The organism is Mycobacterium paragordonae, from assembly GCF_003614435.1.
Taxonomy (GTDB): Bacteria; Actinomycetota; Actinomycetes; order Mycobacteriales; family Mycobacteriaceae; genus Mycobacterium; species Mycobacterium paragordonae.
In genome coordinates this window covers 3,914,069-3,931,569 of sequence record NZ_CP025546.1, presented here as the reverse complement: position 1 = coordinate 3,931,569, position 17,501 = coordinate 3,914,069, and the positions used below count along the sequence as shown (strand labels likewise).

At 60.2% G+C, this 17,501-nt stretch carries 17 protein-coding genes; 13 read left to right on the top strand and 4 right to left on the bottom strand.

The features are described from left to right. Positions 1-168 precede the first annotated feature (168 nt). Positions 169-453: a hypothetical protein gene (locus C0J29_RS34675; RefSeq protein WP_012394823.1), complete on the bottom strand. Its 285-nt coding sequence runs from the start codon at positions 451-453 to the stop codon at positions 169-171. Here C0J29_RS34675 and C0J29_RS34425 point away from each other — a divergent pair. After that, positions 421-798, top strand: coding sequence for a PaaI family thioesterase (locus C0J29_RS34425; protein WP_016889187.1), 378 nt, complete (start codon positions 421-423; stop codon positions 796-798). The genes C0J29_RS34675 and C0J29_RS34425 overlap by 33 nt on opposite strands. A 162-nt stretch (positions 799-960) precedes the next feature. On the opposite strand, the gene C0J29_RS17860 is transcribed toward C0J29_RS34425, so the two are convergent. Further along, a complete protein-coding gene (locus C0J29_RS17860) occupies positions 961-1,650 on the bottom strand; it encodes a TetR/AcrR family transcriptional regulator (RefSeq protein ID WP_012394821.1) in 690 nt (229 codons plus the stop codon). 73 nt (positions 1,651-1,723) lie between these two features. Between C0J29_RS17860 and C0J29_RS17855 the strand changes: the two genes are divergently transcribed. Further along, on the top strand, positions 1,724-2,593 hold the full coding sequence (locus C0J29_RS17855) for a metal-dependent hydrolase (protein ID WP_012394820.1): 870 nt from the start codon (positions 1,724-1,726) through the stop codon (positions 2,591-2,593). 166 nt (positions 2,594-2,759) lie between these two features. Here C0J29_RS17855 and C0J29_RS17850 read toward each other — a convergent pair whose 3' ends face one another. Next, the gene (locus C0J29_RS17850; protein ID WP_074319847.1) at positions 2,760-3,392 is read right to left on the bottom strand and encodes a TetR/AcrR family transcriptional regulator; all 633 of its coding nucleotides are present in this window, start codon (positions 3,390-3,392) and stop codon (positions 2,760-2,762) included. 129 nt (positions 3,393-3,521) lie between these two features. Between C0J29_RS17850 and C0J29_RS17845 the strand changes: the two genes are divergently transcribed. The 10 genes from C0J29_RS17845 (at position 3,522) to C0J29_RS17800 (ending at position 15,984) form a co-directional block, all read left to right on the top strand. Further along, positions 3,522-4,388 (top strand): SDR family NAD(P)-dependent oxidoreductase, encoded by an 867-nt coding sequence (locus tag C0J29_RS17845; RefSeq protein ID WP_012394818.1) that lies wholly within the window; start codon positions 3,522-3,524, stop codon positions 4,386-4,388. 1 nt (position 4,389) lies between these two features. Further along, a complete protein-coding gene (locus tag C0J29_RS17840; RefSeq protein ID WP_012394817.1) occupies positions 4,390-5,313 on the top strand; it encodes a hypothetical protein in 924 nt (307 codons plus the stop codon). Further along, positions 5,310-6,809 carry a flavin-containing monooxygenase gene (locus tag C0J29_RS17835; RefSeq protein WP_012394816.1) on the top strand — a complete coding sequence of 500 codons (1,500 nt, stop codon included), beginning with the start codon at positions 5,310-5,312 and terminating at the stop codon, positions 6,807-6,809. The genes C0J29_RS17840 and C0J29_RS17835 overlap by 4 nt, the downstream gene beginning before the upstream one ends. A 47-nt stretch (positions 6,810-6,856) precedes the next feature. Next, positions 6,857-8,374 carry a flavin-containing monooxygenase gene (locus C0J29_RS17830; RefSeq protein ID WP_012394815.1) on the top strand — a complete coding sequence of 506 codons (1,518 nt, stop codon included), beginning with the start codon at positions 6,857-6,859 and terminating at the stop codon, positions 8,372-8,374. Next, entirely contained in the window at positions 8,371-9,336 is a 966-nt protein-coding gene (locus C0J29_RS17825; RefSeq protein WP_012394814.1) for an alpha/beta hydrolase, read from the top strand. Before C0J29_RS17830 ends, C0J29_RS17825 begins: the two co-directional genes overlap by 4 nt. Positions 9,337-9,397: 61 nt before the next feature. Continuing rightward, positions 9,398-10,933, top strand: a complete 1,536-nt coding sequence (locus C0J29_RS17820) for a flavin-containing monooxygenase (protein WP_012394813.1) — start codon at positions 9,398-9,400, stop codon at positions 10,931-10,933. A gap of 115 nt (positions 10,934-11,048) precedes the next feature. Beyond that, complete coding sequence (locus C0J29_RS17815; RefSeq protein ID WP_012394812.1) at positions 11,049-12,506, top strand: cytochrome P450; 1,458 nt, start codon at positions 11,049-11,051, stop codon at positions 12,504-12,506. Further along, complete coding sequence (locus tag C0J29_RS17810) at positions 12,503-13,156, top strand: transglutaminase-like domain-containing protein (protein WP_012394811.1); 654 nt, start codon at positions 12,503-12,505, stop codon at positions 13,154-13,156. The genes C0J29_RS17815 and C0J29_RS17810 overlap by 4 nt, the downstream gene beginning before the upstream one ends. A 14-nt stretch (positions 13,157-13,170) precedes the next feature. Then, on the top strand, positions 13,171-14,796 hold the full coding sequence (locus C0J29_RS17805) for a fatty acid--CoA ligase (RefSeq protein WP_016889183.1): 1,626 nt from the start codon (positions 13,171-13,173) through the stop codon (positions 14,794-14,796). A gap of 66 nt (positions 14,797-14,862) precedes the next feature. After that, on the top strand, positions 14,863-15,984 hold the full coding sequence (locus C0J29_RS17800; protein ID WP_016889182.1) for an acyl-CoA dehydrogenase family protein: 1,122 nt from the start codon (positions 14,863-14,865) through the stop codon (positions 15,982-15,984). Between the two features lie 136 nt (positions 15,985-16,120). Here the strand turns inward: C0J29_RS17800 and C0J29_RS33815 are convergent, their stop codons facing one another. Further along, positions 16,121-16,435 carry a transposase gene (locus C0J29_RS33815; protein WP_231973737.1) on the bottom strand — a complete coding sequence of 105 codons (315 nt, stop codon included), beginning with the start codon at positions 16,433-16,435 and terminating at the stop codon, positions 16,121-16,123. Positions 16,436-16,956: 521 nt separating this feature from the next. On the opposite strand from C0J29_RS33815, the gene C0J29_RS17790 reads away from it, so the two are divergent. After that, on the top strand, positions 16,957-17,493 hold the full coding sequence (locus C0J29_RS17790; RefSeq protein WP_012394808.1) for an HD domain-containing protein: 537 nt from the start codon (positions 16,957-16,959) through the stop codon (positions 17,491-17,493). The last annotated feature ends 8 nt before the right edge of the window (positions 17,494-17,501 follow it).

Here is a 17,501-nt window from a genome sequence, read left to right as displayed (position 1 = left end):
TATAGCACCGACGACGACCCCGAGCATTATCGGGCGAGCTATGCGGCGACAGCGTCGAGGGCGTATTGCGGGGCAGGACCAAATGGCTGATAGTGACGGAACTGGAAGGTGTACCGCAGCGATGATCTCGGCGGGCTAACGAGTCCTTTACATACTGTCTTCGGGCGATCAGCCCAGCCGACGTCGGCGCAGTTCTTCAGTCGCATGGTGGTCCATGCACTGCGTGGTCCTATTTAGGAGGATTTCGTCATCGACGAGCAAGCGGAAGAAGATTCGGCCATCGCGTGGTGGCATAACTTTCAGAATCGTGTTATCGCCGCCGACGGCGACTACCTCGATGCGCACCATCCGTGGTGCCTTGGTTGCGGCACAGACAATCCGCACGGTCATCGCCTGCGAGCGCGTCGGCGTGGCGACGGGGTGGGCGCCAGGCATATCTTCGACGGCCGACATCGCGGCGCACCCGGGATCGCACATGGCGGCGCAGTCATGACGGTTCTTGACGACACGGTGGGCATGCTGCTCTACGTCGTCGGTGAGATGGCCGTCACCCGTAAGCTCGACACCGAGTTCTTCGCGCCGGTATTGCTGGGGGTTCCCTACGAGGTCAGCGCGGAGCTCGTGTCCAGAACCGGCCGGAAACTCGAAGTGCGGACAGAATTGCGCGAGGAAGCCACCGGCCAGCTGGTCGCGTCCGCGTCCGGGTTATTCGTCGTCGTCACGCTGGATCACTTCACTAGCTCCATACAGAAGGCGTCGTCAATACGCTGCACTGCGCGACCACCCTGGGAAGGATGACTCAACCCGTAAATCTGCTCATTTTTCAACCGGCGCAGGCTGCTCAGGATTGAACCGGGGCCGACAGGGGGTTTGCTAAGCAAACGCGTACTCGACCACATCGTGGTGTACCAGCCTTCGGTAGCGTGACGCCGCAGCGTGTCGGCGAAAATACCGCCGGTCTCATCTGTTGTGGCCCGCCGGGGAGTTGATATCGACCTGGATGTGCGAAGCGGCCGGGTCAGGTTTCTGGCCGAGGGTATACAGGCCAAGACTGCCGAGAAAACCCGCACAATGCTCGATAAGCACTTCGGTCGATAGGTTTAGTTGTCCGTCTATCCAGCGACGGAGAATCTCGAACAGGCCCCCGACACCGTAGGTAGCGGCGAGATCTGCGACCTGAATCACCTCGCTGGGTATATCGAGATGCAGGCGGGCCTCTCTGAGGACGAGCTCCGCAAATTCGGACATCAGTTCGCTTCGCAGCTGCCGAAGCAGGGGTTCAGCGCCCGATTCGACAAACAATATGCGGGCCATGCTGGGATCGTTCTCGATCATCTGAACCAGGGCCTTTATCGGAGCGTAAGCGAGTTCTTGAGGAGCAACGGTGTCATCCGGTATCGCCTTGGTGATCACGGCTTGGAAGGTGGTGGAGATCTTGGTGAACATCGCACGCAGGAGCGCGTCTCTGTCGCGAAACTGCTGGTAGAAGTACCGGCTCGTCACTCCTGACTCCGTACACACAGCGGTCACGGTGCACGCGGCGGCTCCCTGCTTGCCCATGAGCGCGACCGCGGCGTCAATCAGCAGTGCGCGGCGCTGCGCATCGCGTTGAGTTGCGGACAGCCCGCCATAAACACGTGCTGGACTCATGCCCTACATTCTGGCAGTCTCATGTGACAAGGCCTAAAGTCAGATCACGCAACGGAGGAAGGACCCCGTCAAGATGCCGGAAGATCGAGCCTCGACCAAGAGCCGTGTATTGCCAAAACCCCGGCGCGTTCGTTTCCCCATGCCCACCTCCACGAAGCGGCGACACTTCGTGGATGGCGACCTGGTGATGAGCCATTTCATCTCGGTGCTTTCTGCGACCTTCCCGGAAGGGGAAGACTTCTTCATCCGCTCGGTCAAGTATTTCCAGAGTTCCATCGACGATCCCCAATTGCTGACAGCGGTCAAGGGTTTCATCGGGCAAGAGGCCACACACCGACACCAGCATCGGCTCCTCAACGAACGGCTCCAGGCCATGGGTTATCCGACCGCGCGGATCGACCGCCACGTCGCACGCCTGATCAAGCGATTGGAGCGGCGCTTTTCGCCAGAAATGCGGCTGTCGATGACCTCTGCATTGGAGCACTACACCGCGACGCTCGCTGAAATCATTCTCACCAGCGATGACGCGCAGAAGCTCATCGGACAGACAGAGGTTCGACCGATTCTGCTGTGGCATGCGTTCGAGGAGTCGGAGCACAAAGCCGTCGCCTTCGACGCCTATCGGCTGATTGGAGGCACCGAGCGCACCCGCGTACGGGGCATGCGGATCGCCTCTGCAATTCTGTTCGGCGAACTCATTCTGCAGACTGCGCTGTCGATGGCCTCTGACAAGGCCTCGTATAACCCGGTCACGTTGGTGCGTAGCCTACGTCGCTTCAGTCGCACCCCGATGTTCACCGCCGATGCGCTGCAGCGATTCCGTTCGTACAACCGCCCCGGCTTCCACCCTGATGATTGGGACAGCACCGCGGTCCTGGAGCGATGGAGCAAGGAACTGTTCGACCAAGACGGCTCACAGAAGGTCATCGCTCAGCCGGGGTAGCAAAAGTGCGTGAGGAGGGCGACGCAGAAAGACACTGTTTCTGCGTCGTTCCTCCAAACAATCGACAGCGCGCCTGTCGTCACGGATTGGATGCCCGGTGGCGGGTCAAGGCGACAGTCATACAGACAAGTGCAGTCGGCCTCGAAACTCACGGAAAGGTTAAGCCTCAGCCGCTGACGACGTAGCGTTGAGCCAAGGTTTCAGCCAGTCGGCTCGTGTGCGCGACCACTTCCTTTTCGGTCACCGCGAGCAAACCGGAGTGCCAGGCCGTGATGACTTCGACGAACCCCCCCACCGCAACCAAAGTGTCCATACGAAGGGCCGTCTCGTCGGCGTCTTCTCTGAGATGTGGCCGGCTTGCCTCGACGACCAACTGCGTTGCCTCCTGCAGCGCCACAGCGCGGCGATCTTGCAGCGGTGAGCTACCTACATGCTGAGCGAGGAGGATGTGCGCCCGGCCAGGATCGCGTGCGATCCGGTCGACCACGATGGCGATCGCCGCGGTGATGGTTTCGATCGGCGGCCGATCCACACGCTCGTCGAAGAGCGCGGAAACCTCGCCGAGCATGTCATTGCGAACGCCATCCCACGCTGCGACGAGAAGATCCTCGCGCGTCTTGAAGTCCTCGTAGAAGTATCGATCGTTGAGCCCTGTCCGGGCGCACACGCCGCGCATAGTCACTGCGGCCCAACCGCTCTCACTCCAAATCTCGGTCGCAGCCTCGATCAATTGCTGCCGTCGCTCTGCTCGACGCTCAGCACCGGTCCGACCACCCCAGCGCGTGTTTCTCGACCGCACATCAAACATCTTGACAAAACGTCGGGCTCACGACCAAACTGGTGGCATGCGACACCAATGGTGGCTGATGCCCCCAAATCAATGGTCTCCCGCACCGGAAATCAGTGTCGCGATCCGAAAGGCAAGCAGATGAGGTTCTTGCCGTTCGGTAGTTCACCAGGTAGAACCCACCGCGCCCACGCAGTAGTCACAGGCGCAGGGAGCGGTATCGGCCGCGCGTTCGCCGTTGAGCTTGCACGCCGAGGTGGACGTGTTGTGTGTGCGGACAAAGACCCCATCACTGCGAAAGAGTCGGCCGAGTTGGTGAGGCAGGCCGGCGGCGAGGGTTTCGACGTCGTATGCGACGTCACCGACCTTGAGCAGGTCCGTAACCTCGCTGATGCCAGTGAAGACTGGTTTGGCAAGGCGGCGAGCCTGGTGATCAACAACGCCGGAATCGGTGCGGGCGGCAATCGCATCGGCGCTACGTCGGTCGAGGACTGGAACGCTGCGATTTCTGTCAACCTTTGGGGTGTTATCTACGGGTGCGAGACTTTCGTTCCCCGGCTCCGGAGCAACGGCCGTGGCGGAGTGATCAATGTGGCGTCCGCCGCGAGTTTCGGCTCGGCGCCCCGAATGGGGGCATACAACGTGAGTAAGGCCGGAGTGCTCGCTCTGTCCGAGACCTTGGCGGCCGAACTGAGCGGTACTAACGTCAATGTCACAGTGCTTTGCCCCACCTTCGTCAAGACGAACATCGCCAAAAATCCTCAGATTGAGGAGTCGGCGGCGAAACTCGCGACCAACCTGATGAGGTGGACCGGCATTTCGCCGGATCAAGTGGCTCGAACGACCTTGAACGCGCACGATCGCGGACAAATCTATGTAGTGCCCCAACTGGACGCGAAAATTTTGTGGCAACTGAAAAGAGCTTTACCCGGTCAGTTTACGCGGGCGTTGGGGCTGGTGGAGCGCGTGGCCTCATGGAACGATCCAGCCGAACAGAGGGAGCAGTGAAATGGCGTTCGCATATAGCGACATGCTCGAGACGATCAAGAACAAGCAATGGGCTCTCGCCGATATCGATTGGGGCGCCCCTGGTGCGGAGTTGATCACCGACGAACAGCGTCCCAAACTCAAGCAATTCATGTCCGACGTGGTGTGGATTGAGCATGTCGGAGCGCGCGCCTTTGCTGCGATGGCCCCGAAGGCGCCCTTCGAAGCGCTCGGAGACATTTACCGTTACTTTCACGCCGAGGAGCAGCGTCACGCCAACGCCGAACTTGCTCTGATGCGTCGCTGGGGCATGATCGAGGAAGGCGAAAAGCCTGTACCGAATAAGAACATCCGTCTCGTGATCGAGTGGCTAGATCGGTACGCTGAGGCTCTTCCTCTGACTGTCATCGGCGCCGCGATTCCCGCACTGGAGACCGCGCTGGACGGGGCCCTGCTGAAATTTCTCCTTGATGAGGTCGACGACCCAATTTGCGGGGAAGTATTCAATAAGGTCAACAGCGACGAATCGCGGCACCTTGCAGTAGGTTTTCAAGTCCTGAATGACCTCGGCGCCAGTCCCATGCGAATCCATGCAATCCAAACGGTCGGCGCTGTGATGGACCCCCGTATTCTCACTGGCGCGTTGCTGTATATACCGCTTCTCACGCGCATGTTGATGAATCTCAACGCGATGGGGCTATCCGAAGAGAAGCTGTACAACGCGGTGACGCGATATGGCAATGTCGGGGACCGCAGTGAGCACACGCGGAGGGTGCCTGGATATCACATCTTGAAGGCCCACATGTCCTCCTCGATCAAGCGGTCCCAACCCCTTCACTTCGTTTCCCAGCGCTTAGGCAATGCGATCGACATCTTCCCCGTGCAAGTACTCGGGCGACCGCCTTCATGGACGGATGAACTGACCTATGAACCGGTCGCTAAATGACGGACACGGTAACGACTTTGATCGTCGGCGCCGGCTTCGCGGGTATCGGTACGGCGATGAGAATGCTTCAAGCGGGCGTTAACGACTTTGTCATCTTGGAGCGATCACATCGCGTCGGGGGCACCTGGCGTGACAACACTTACCCCGGCGCCGCCTGCGACATTCCGTCATTGCTGTACTCCTACTCGTTCGAGCCGAACCCAGGCTGGACTCGCGCATACTCGGGGAGCGCAGAGATCCTCGCCTATATCGACGCGATTGTCGCGAAATACGATCTTGGGAGGTTCATTCATTTCGGTGCGGACGTGAGTGCACTGGAATTCGACGAGGATGCCGGAGAGTGGGTTGTCGACACGACCGGCGGCAGGCGGTATCGGGGCCGTTCAGTCGTGATGGCTAGCGGACCACTTGCTGACGCCAGTTTCCCGGATATTCGTGGCATCGAGTCGTACGAGGGGAAAAAGATTCACAGTGCTCGGTGGGACCACTCCTATGACATGAGCGGTAAGAGGGTGGCGGTTATCGGGACCGGGGCGAGCGCTGTGCAGATCGTTCCCGAATTGGTCCAGTTGGCGGCGTCGGTCAAGGTGTTTCAGAGGACGCCCGGCTGGGTCCTACCGAGGGTGAATTTCCGGCATCCGGCCTGGGCGCGTTCGACTTTCAAGCGCATGCCGGCAACCGAACAGGCCCTACGAGGTGCGTGGTTTTGGGCGCATGAGGTCATGGCCGTGGGCATGGTTTGGGATACCGCTGCCACATCTGTCATCCAAGCGGCCGCGAAGGCGAATCTGCGTCGGCAGGTGAAGGATACCTGGTTGAGACGTCAGCTAACACCGCAGTTCAGACCTGGGTGCAAACGCATGCTTATGACTAACGACTATTACCCTGCTCTCCAGGCCGATAACTGCAAACTCGTCAGCTGGCCGATCGCCACACTGGCTCCGAACGGAATTCGAACCGCCGACGGCATCGAGCATGAGGTGGACTGCATAGTATTCGCGACAGGCTTCGATGTGTGTAAACGCGGTACGCCATTTCCGATCCTGGGGCGCGACGGGCGAAAACTCGAAGACGCGTGGTCTGAGGGGAGATTTGCCTACAAGAGCGTGAGTGTGGCCGGGTATCCGAATTTGTTCTTCACTTTCGGGCCTAATTCCGGTCCTGGCCACAACTCCGCTCTTCTATATATGGAGGCGGCAATCGATTACATCGTAAAAGCGATCGAGCTCTTGCGCGACCAAGGTAACGGAGTCCATACCCTGGATGTGAAAGAGAATAGCCAAAACGCGTACCACTCCAATATTCAGCGGCGGTTACGACGCACGACATGGAACTCGGGTTGCAGCAGCTGGTATTTAACAGAGGATGGCTATAACGGCACGATGTATCCGGGCTTTGCGACTCAGTTCACCAGGGAACTGTCCCGTCTGGATATGCGGGATTACGATATCACTCGGCGTGACGATGCTGACCTGAAGTTGACACAAACACGCTGAACTGCAGCAGCGGATAGGGTAAACATCAAAGCGCACGTGAGGAAGTAATGGGTTCTGAGTCTGGGCAGCACTACGAAATTGTAATAGTCGGAGCCGGGTTTTCTGGGATTGGTACAGCGATCAGCCTGTTGAAGGCCGGATTTGCGGACTTTCTTATAGTCGATGACGCCGATGGCGTCGGCGGTACATGGCACTGGAATACGTATCCGGGAATAGCGGTCGATATTCCGTCCTATAGTTACCAGTTCTCTTATGAGATGCGAACATCCTGGTCACGTACTTACGCTCACGGGGATGAGTTGAAGGCTTATGCAGAGCGGTGTGTAGAAAAATACGGACTCCAAAATTACATCCGGTTCAACACGACTGTGGACGAAGCCTGTTTCGACGAAGGCGCCGCACTATGGCGGCTGAGCTGCTCCTCTGGTCAGAATCTGACCGCGCGTTTTGTGATAAATTGCTCTGGCGTTCTCAGTCGGCCGAAGTGGCCTGATATTCCAGGAGTGCGCGACTTCGCCGGCGTGACGCTGCATACGGCCAGATGGGACCATACGAAAGATCTCACCGGTAAGCGGGTGGCGGTGATCGGGACTGGGGCATCTGCGGTGCAGCTGATTCCCGAAGTCGCGAAGATCGCATCAAGTCTGACGGTCTTCCAGCGAACGCCGATTTACTGCTTGCCGAAGCCGGATTTCTCCATACCGAGCTGGGCCGCGACAGTGATGCGGTTGGTGCCAGGGGCACAACTGATGACGCGCACTGCGAGTCAGGCGTTCGTCGAGTTCACATTTCCCATCGCAGCTCATTTTCACTCGTTGATCCCTGTGTCGGACCTCATGGAAGAGGCGGCGAAACGCTATATGCGTCGGGCGGTCGACGATCCGGTGACTCGAGACCAACTCATTCCTCGCTATTCGTTGGGTTGTAAGCGACCGAGTTTCCACAATTCCTATCTCGCAACGTACAACCGTCGCAATGTTTCGCTCGAGACCAGCGGCATCACCCATGTCGACCATGCCTCGGTTCACACTGAAGATGGCAAGAGTTATCCGATCGATGTCATGGTCTTGGCCACCGGGTTCAAAGTGATGGAGTCGGGCAATATGCCGACTTATGTGCTGAAGGGACGCGGTGGAGTGGAGCAGTCTGCCTGGTGGGATGAGCACCGCCTCCAAGCCTTCGAGGGTGTGAGCGTCCCAGGGTTCCCGAATCACTTCAATATCTTCGGTCCCTATGGTTACAACGGCTCCTCGTACTTCACACTCATCGAGGCGCAAAGTCGGCATATCGTCCGCTGTCTTCGTCGTGCGCGCACGCTGAAGGCTGATTACGTAGAGGTCAGACAGCAGGCGAACGATCGCTACTTCGGTGACATGGTTAGCCGCCGACATCGACAGGTTTTCTGGCAGCCGAGCTGTTCCAATGCCAACAGTTACTATTTCGACAAACACGGCGATGTTCCGTTGCGTCCGTCAACTACCCTGGAGACTTACTGGCGTAGCCGCACCTTCCGGCTCTCCGATTACCGATTTGAACGTCGCGCAGAATCCGTTGGCGCACGGTGACCAACACTGATGCGGCGGACCGGCGCCCCAGTCTTGCAAGTCATTTCGTGGCAATGACTTCGCGAAACACACTGCGTCCGCTGTCGCAACTCATCCCGTCGAGCGCCCACGGCCTCGCGGTGATGGATCGCGTACTCCGGATGGCGCTTGTGGGATCGCGGCCCCGCCGAAGCGTGGCGGTTCGCACAATAGATACCGAGTTCGCCGGGAATCAGATACGCGGGGATTGGATCACTTCTCCTGCAGTCGATCCACACGCGGTTCCGTTGCTCTACATTCATGGCGGCGCCTACTCCATGTGCTCACCGGCTACCCACCGCGGCCTGCTCGGTGAACTTGCCTCCGCGAGCGGTCGGCCCATCTTTGCGGTGAGGTATCGGCTAGCTCCACGCTATCCCTTTCCCGCTGCCGCCGACGATGCACTGAACGCATACCGCTGGCTCGTCACAGGGCAGCCTTCGGCTTCCGGCGAACGCGGTGTTGCGGTGGCCGGGGACTCGGCGGGCGGCCAGCTCACGATGGCCACCGCCCTTGGCGCACGTAGTGACGGACTGCCGCTGCCGGATTCGATGCTTCTCATGTCTCCGGTCCTGGATCTGACATGTGAACTCGCGAGGGCACGCGAACTTCGCCGCCGTGATCCTTTCGCCTCTGCTCGGTCCGCGGCCCGCGCTCTTGACCTGTACGTGGCTGGTGCAGATCACCGCAATGAGCGAATCAGCGTGCTCGACGCAGACCTCAGGTCCATGCCACCGATCCTGATTCAGGTAGGCGGAAGAGAAATGTTGATCGATGACTCGAGGCATCTTGCCGACCGCCTCCGATCGGCCGGATCAAGCGTTGAGATACAGGTGTACCGGGGACAGATCCACGTGTTCCAAGCCATGTTCCGAATCCTGCCCGAGGCTCGTGAGGCGATCCACCGCGCTGGAAACTTCCTGAAAGCTTCGGCCCACCGGTGAAAGTGTTGGGACCGTGGATGCTCCACTGCCACCGCGCCATCAACTGCTTCTTAGCTGTCTCATGACAGGCGGCTTTGCGAGGGATCCTCGAGGACACGATCCGTCGATAGTGATCATCGGGGCCGGCGTCGCGGGTATCGCCATGGCCCATCAGCTGAAGAGGGACGGATTCACCAACTTCACCATGGTGGAAAAGGCTGCAGACATCGGCGGCGTCTGGCGCGACAACACCTATCCAGGAGCGGCTTGCGACGTGCCGTCAGCGTTGTACTCACTCTCGGACAAGCCCAACACTCGTTGGTCGAGACGTTATGCAGAACAGCCCGAGATACTCCAATATCTTCGCCGACTCGTCCTGGCCGACGGAATGGACCTGCATTTGCGCACGCGGACCGAAGTCGTCGAGATGACCTTCGATGAACAGGCCGGCCGTTGGCGTTTGGTGACCGGATCCAGCGAGACGATCTGGTGCGATGTCGTGATTTCGGCCGTGGGGCAGCTCTCGCGACCTCATACGCCGAATATTGCCGGCGAAGACACCTTCGAGGGGCCGCGTTTTCATTCGGCGCGTTGGGACCATTCGGTATCGCTGCGCGGCAAGGAAGTAGCCGTCATCGGGACAGGCGCAAGCGCGATACAGTTTGTGCCACGGATCGCACACGAGGCACAGCGCGTAACGCTGTATCAGCGCACGGCGCCTTGGATTTTGCCGAAGTGGGACAGCAGGTACGGACGTCTTCACCAACAGCTGATTAAGGTTCTGCCGCTGTGGCTGCGTCTTGAGCGTTTCGCGGTATGGCTGATTTTTGAAGTGCTCGCAGTGACGTTGGTCGACGCGAAGCCCTTGTCACGCATTCTCGGCGCGGTCGCCCGCTACCACCTCCATCGGCAGGTTGCCGATCCAATGCTGCGCCGGCAACTCACGCCATCAGATGCGCCGGGGTGCAAGCGGGTGTTGTTCTCGAATGATTACTACCCCGCGATTGCCAACGGTGAAGTCTCGTTGGTGACCAACGCGGTTGCGAAGCTTTGCGACAAGGGAGTCGTGACCGACGATGGCGTACTCCATCGCGCGGATGTCGTCATTTACGGAACAGGTTTCCGCGCTACCGACTTCCTCGCCCCGATGCGTGTTCGCGGCTGGGGCGGAGTGACTCTGGACGAGGTGTGGGGGACGCAGGCGCACGCATACCTGGGCATTACAGTCCCGATGTTCCCGAATCTCTTTCTCCTCTATGGCCCGAACACGAATGTCGGTTCCGGGTCGATCATTTACATGATCGAGTCTCAGGTCCGCTATGTCGGTGCCCTCATCAAGATTTTGGCGAGTGACCCAGGGCGTACGGTCGACGTCAGGCCAGACATCGAGCAAAGCTACAACACACGATTGAGCCGGCGGCTGCGAAGGTCGGTGTGGGCGCTTTGCGCGAGCTGGTACACGACCTCGAGTGGCGCGATCCCGACGAACTGGCCTGGGCCTACATTTGCCTACCGGATCCTCACCCGCAAACCACGCAGTCACGATTATCTATTCAGGCACGTTGAACGCCTTCAGTTAGACGGCCCGAGTGAGAACCGCGCGAGGCTGCGCAGATGATCCGGGTCGCAGGCGGTGTCTAACATTTCACTGTTAACTGTTCGAATATTGACATTCAGCACATCTATGTAAACTATTACCAGATACCCGTGCAGCAGAGCGCCCAGGAGGCATCGTGGCTAATCAGCTTCTCGCAATCACGCGTCACCCCAAGGAGCGGTTGACGTCTGTCCTGTTGGCGCCCGCCCCCCGCGTCGTCGATGACAAATGGCGACAGTGGAGTCGGGACTGGAGAGTCCGGGAACTTGCGCCGGCCCCCGCCGGATCTGGGCTGAGAGCCGTCCTAGGGGACGCTGGACTCCCGTTGCTGGGGCACACTGTCGACTACATCCGATTTGGTTCAGAATTCAGTCGGGAGCGTTACGAACGTTTGGGCTCGGTGTCGTGGATGGGCGCATTCGGTACCAAAATGGTGGTCATCGCCGGTCCAGACGCAACGCGTGAGGCGTTCACAAGCGAAGCCAAGGCCTTTTCTCAAGATGGCTGGTCCTTCCTGATCGATGCTTTCTTCCATCGCGGGTTGATGCTCATGAGCTTCGACGAACATTTGATGCACCGGCGCATCATGCAGGAGGCGTTCACGCGTCCTCGCCTGACCGGATATGTCGGGCAGGTGGCCCCGTGCGTTCGCGCAGCCGTGCCCGCGTGGCCGACCGGTCCGTCGGTCCGGATCTACCCGTTGTTGAAGAATCTCACCCTCGATATTGCCACGGATGTCTTCATGGGTGGCCGCGGCAAGGACGAGAGCGCTGCTGTCAACGAGGCGTTCGTGTCCACTGTTCGCGCGGCGAGTTCCTTTGTGCGAGTTCCACTCCCGGGCACCAGGTTCCGCGCCGGCGTGCATGGGCGGCGCGTGTTGGAGGACTACTTCTCCCGACACCTGCCGGCCGCGCGTGCAGGCGAGACCGACGATCTATTCGCCGCCCTCTGCCAGGCGACCACAGAAGACGGTGAACGGTTCTCCGACGAGGATGTGATCAACCACATGATCTTTCTCATGATGGCCGCCCATGACACCTCCACGATCACCACCACTGCTGTCACCTACTTCCTCGCTAAACATCCTGAGTGGCAGGAGAAGGCAGCGGCGGAGGCGCGGTCCTTCGGTCACGATTCGCCAGATATCGACGAACTGGAGCGGATGACGGTCCTCGATCTGATCCTCAAAGAAGCTCTGCGTCTGCTGGCGCCCGTTCCGCTGGTGATGCGCAAGACCGTCCGCGATGTCGCCATCGACGGCTATCACATCCCCCGTGAAACCTTGTGCGCAATCACACCCGCCGTAAATCACTTCGACCGCAGAATATGGAGCGACCCGGACCGTTTCGATCCGTCGCGCTTCGATGAGCCCCGGCGCGAGGACCAACAGCACCGATTCGCCTGGGTGCCGTTCGGCGGGGGGGCGCACAAATGCATTGGGATGCAGTTCGGCACACTCGAGGTGAAGGCAATCCTGCACCAGATGTTGCGTACCTACACTTGGACGGTCCCAAACGACTATCACGTGCGTTGGGACAACACCTCGCTGCCCATTCCCGTGGACGGACTGCCTGTGACGTTGCGGCACCGATGAGCGGTGAGAACTCGCCTTACCTGGAGCCCACGGAGTTCCTCGATTGGCAACATGAATCGGTACGCGACTTCGTTGCATCGGCGACCCGCGGCGCGGTCGACGACACCACGAAGGCCATAGCCATCTTCACTGCGGTCCGCGACTCGATTTGGTATGACCCCTACACCGTGACCGATGACCCGCATGCGTATCGCGCCAGCACCATCGCAACTGCAGACCGCGCTTACTGCGTCCCGAAGGCGGTGCTCTTGACGGCGGCCTGCCGAGCAGCAGGCATCCCAGCGCGGCTGGGGTTCGCCGATGTCCGAAACCACCTTCAGACCGAGACATTGCGTGAGCGGATGGGCGGTACCGACGTCTTCGTCTACCACGGATACAGCCTCATGCATCTCTGCGGTGTCTGGGTCAAGGCAACTCCGGCGTTCAATCGCGAGCTATGCGCACGGTTCGGCGTCCCGCCAATTGATTTCGACGGGCGCACAGACGCCCTGCTGCACGGGTTCGCCGGTGACGGCACACAACACATGGAATATCTGAGGGATCGAGGCGCCTTCGACGATCTACCGCTGGCAGAGATCCTGCAAGCGCTCAGAACCCACTACGGGACGCTCATAGGCGATGCGAGTCGCCATCCAGACCTGTTCGCCTGAAGGGCCGATGCGTAATGCACAGCACGATGCAAGACGTCCAGCTCACAATCTCGGCAATTGTCCGCCATGCCGCCTCCATTCACGGAAACAGCGAGGTGATCACCCCCGACGGAATTGGATACCGAAGTATGTCCTACCGTAGCGTCCTGGGGCGAGCGGGCCGACTTGCCAATGCGTTGCGCGGGCTCGGAATAACGGCAGATCAACGGGTGGCCACTTTTCAGTGGAGTAACCAAGAACATCTCGAGGCCTACTGCGCGGTTCCCTCCATGGGCGCGGTGCTGCACACCCTCAACATTCGTTTGGCTCCAGAGCAACTCGCGTACATCGCCAACCATGCCAGCGATCAGATCATCCTGGTGGATGCGTCGGTTGCGCCATTGTTGGCTAGTGCGCTACCAGCGATGGAGTCGGTGCATACGGTCATCGCCACCGGGGGCGGCGACCTCGCTCCGCTGCAGCGATGCGGGAAGACGGTGTTGCGTTACGAGGAGATCCTGGCGCAGCAACCGGAGACTTTCGATTGGCCCGAGATCGATGAGCGTTCCGCCGCGGCCATGTGCTACACCAGCGGGACTACTGGAAATCCCAAAGGTGTTGTCTACAGCCACCGTTCGACCTACCTACATGCACTGACCGCCTGCACGTCGAACGCCCTGGCAGTGAGCGAGGCCGACCGTATCCTGGCCATTGTCCCGATGTTTCACGCCAATGCGTGGGGACTGATCTACGCGGCGTTGATGTCTGGTGCGGACTTGGTATTACCCGATCGCCATCTGCAAGCCGCGCCGCTGGTGTCGATCATCGAAGAGACTCAGCCGACTATCGCCGGTGCAGTGCCGACGATCTGGAACGATGTCGATCGATACCTGGAATCGAATCCCGCCCGGGACATCTCCTCACTTCGGCTGGTTGCCTGCGGGGGATCGGCAGTCCCCGTCTCGCTGATGCGGGCATTCGAAGACAAGTACAACGTGCCTATCGTGCAGGCATGGGGCATGACCGAAACCTCGCCGCTGGCTACCGTCGCACGCGCAGCGCACGGAGTAGGCGAGACCCGTGCGTGGGAGATGCGCGAAAGCCAGGGTCGGCCGATGTGCGGTGTCGAGATCCGGTTGCGTGACGACCACAAGAAGACAGTGCCGTGGGACGGTCGATCAGCGGGTGAAATACAGGCGCGAGGCCCGTGGATCACCGGCGCCTACTTCGGCGACGATGATCCGGACAAGTTCGACGGAGGGTGGCTGCGCACCGGCGACGTCGGCCGGATCGACCCGGACGGGTATCTCACGCTGACCGATCGTGCGAAGGACGTCATCAAGTCAGGTGGAGAATGGATCTCCTCAGTCGAGCTGGAAAACACGCTGATTGGTCACCCGGCGATCTACGAGGCTGCGGTGGTGGCAGTTCCCGACGACAAATGGCAGGAAAGACCGCTCGCCCTGGTCGTGGTTCACCGTGGAGCCGAGGTCGACATCGACCGACTGCGCGCGTTTCTGTTGGACAAGGTCGCCAAGTGGTGGATCCCGGAGCGGTGGAGCTTCGTGTCTGAGATTCCCCGAACAAGCGTCGGGAAATACGACAAGAAGGCCATACGCGCGCGTCACTCCGCCGGCGAGTATCAGATCGAAACGTCCTAAGAAATCAAACCCATTGATATTGAACAGCCGAGAGGGAATCCTGTGACAGCATCAATTTCTCCCTGGATGAGCGCCGAATTGCTCGAGCTTCGTGACCTTGCCGCGAAGTTCTTCTCGACCGAATTGGCCCCACATGCGCAACGTTTCGCAGACCAGCACCAAGTTGACCGAGAATTGTGGCACAAAGCCGGCGAACTAGGCCTGCTCTGCATGTCCATACCCGAAGAATACGGCGGGGGAGGCGGCACATTCGCGCACGAAGCCGTCGTACTCGAAGAGCAAGCCCGAGTCGGGGACAGCTCATGGGGCGCAGGGCTGCACAGCGGAATCGTCGCGCACTACATCCTCCAGTATGCGGCCGAAGAACTACGGAGGCAGTGGCTGCCCAAGATGGCCTCAGGCGAAATGATCGGTGCTATCGCCATGACGGAGCCAGGGACCGGTTCTGATCTGCAGAGTGTCAAGACCAAAGCAATTCTTGACGGTGACGAGTACGTGATCACCGGCGCAAAGACCTTCATCACCAACGGTCAGCAAGCCGACCTGATCATCGTCGTCGCCAAGACAGATCCAAGTCAGGGCGCCGCCGGCATCTCGCTGATCGTCGCCGAAGCCGATCGACCCGGATTCCGGCGCGGCAAGGTCCTCGACAAAATCGGCCAACGCGGACAAGACACCTCCGAGTTGTTCTTCGACGACGTAAGAGTGCCCCGCTCGCACCTCCTGGGCGAGACCGAGGGTCAGGGTTTCATTCAGCTGATGACGCAGCTACCTCAAGAGCGGCTCATCGTCGCGGTTGGGGCGGTCGCGGCGATGGAACTTGCCGTGGAGCAGACACTCAAATACACCCGTGAGCGGGAAGCGTTCGGACGGCCCGTCTTCGGCTTCCAGAACACGAAATTCATCTTGGCCGAAGCTGCAACCGAAACGCGCATCGCACGAGTATTTTTGGACTACTGCATCGACCTACACCTCGCGGGCCAACTCGACGTCCAGACCGTCGCCATGGCGAAATGGTGGACCACTGAGCGAGCGATGAAGGTGCTCGATGACTGTTTGCAGCTCCACGGCGGATATGGGTACATGACCGAGTACCCCATCTCGAGATTGTGGGTGGACCAGCGCGTGCAGAAAATCTACGCCGGCACAAATGAGGTGATGAAGGAAATCATCTCGCGTTCCCTATGACCCTGAACGATTAGCCACCTGCACATTACTCACCTGGGAGGATTGATGGCATCTACAGAGGTGCCATATCGCCACGAAATGGGTGGACATTGCGGATCGGGTGCCCTTCGGGAGTTGATACCAGATGCTCCTATCTTCAGGCAATGAGTTCTTCAGGCAATGAGTTCGTTGGTTCTTCTGCTGGGTTGGCGGAGGGCGTGGTAGATCTCGCGGGCGATGTACGCTTGATGCAGCGCATGATCTCGTTCTTGGTTTTGCCTTCGGCCAGGCGGTGAACGAAGTAGTCGCGGGTGGGCTGGTGACGGCGCATGCGCACCACCAGGATGACGTGCAGGGCACGGTTGGCGTCGCGATTGCCTCCCCAATTGAGCCGGTGGCGGATCGTTTTGCCGCTGGAGGCTTCCAGTGGGCTGACCCCGCAGAGTTTGGCGAAAGCGGCGTCGCTGCCGATCCGAGCGGGGTTGTCGCCGAGGGCGGTCAGCAGCGTGGCAGCGGTGTCGGGCCCGACGCTGTAGCTCGGGTGCGGCGGTGGCGGTGATGGTGTCGACGTGGCGTTCGAGTCGGGCGGCTGCGGTGTCGAGCTGGTGGCAACGTGCCGCCATCGACTTGATAGCAGTAAAGAAAGTTCTCACATCGCAGGCCAGCGGCGGTCAGGCGGGCGTTGGTCGCGCCTGCTGCCCGCGGCGTCTCGATGCGGCGAGGAGCGAGGACAGTCCTGGCTTGTCGTGGTGCCAGGATGCCGTGGCCGTTGAGATGTACAGCGCTCGTCGTCGTGTGCAAGCTTGTGTGGCGGCGGACGGAGGGCGAAGCGTAGCGAGCGGCGCGGACGGGAGCGCCAGCGGACGGGAGCAGAGGGAGTGTAGCGAAGCCCGCAGGTAGCCGCCGGTTCCTCGCGGGCTATGGCGGCCCGGGCTCCGCTGAGCATCAGTTGCGGGTCTGCGCCATGGCGATGGGACTCGTAGGATGGCGGTTGTGAGCGGGATGCTGGCGCAGCGTGCACGGCGAGAGGCCGAGACGCGACTGGTGGGGCAGCTGCGGCGGTTGGCGCATGTGCGGGGTGTCGCGACGACTGCCGAGCGGCTGAGTCGGCGGTTCGATGCCCAGACAGCGGACTCTTTGGTGGCAGCGGCGTGGCTGCACGATATCGGCTACGCACCGTCGTTGCGCCGGACCGGGTTTCATCCGCTCGATGGCGCAGAGTTTGCCCGGGCGGCGGGTTTTCGGGAGCTGGTCGCCTCCCTGGTGGCGTTCCATACTGGGGCGCACGCGGAAGCTGCCGAGCGCGGCTTGTCAGGTTTAGCGGCGTTCAGCGATCCGCCCAGCGATGTTCTGGATGTGTTGACCTTTTGCGATCTGACGACCGGGCCGGACGGGGCGCCGGTATCACCGCGAGATCGATTGATCGAGGTGTTGGGCCGCTATGGACCCGAGGACCCGGTGCACCGCGCGGTCGACGCGGGGCGCGACGAACTGTTGGCGGCGGTCCGACGGGTACGCGATTGGCTGTAAACCCAGCC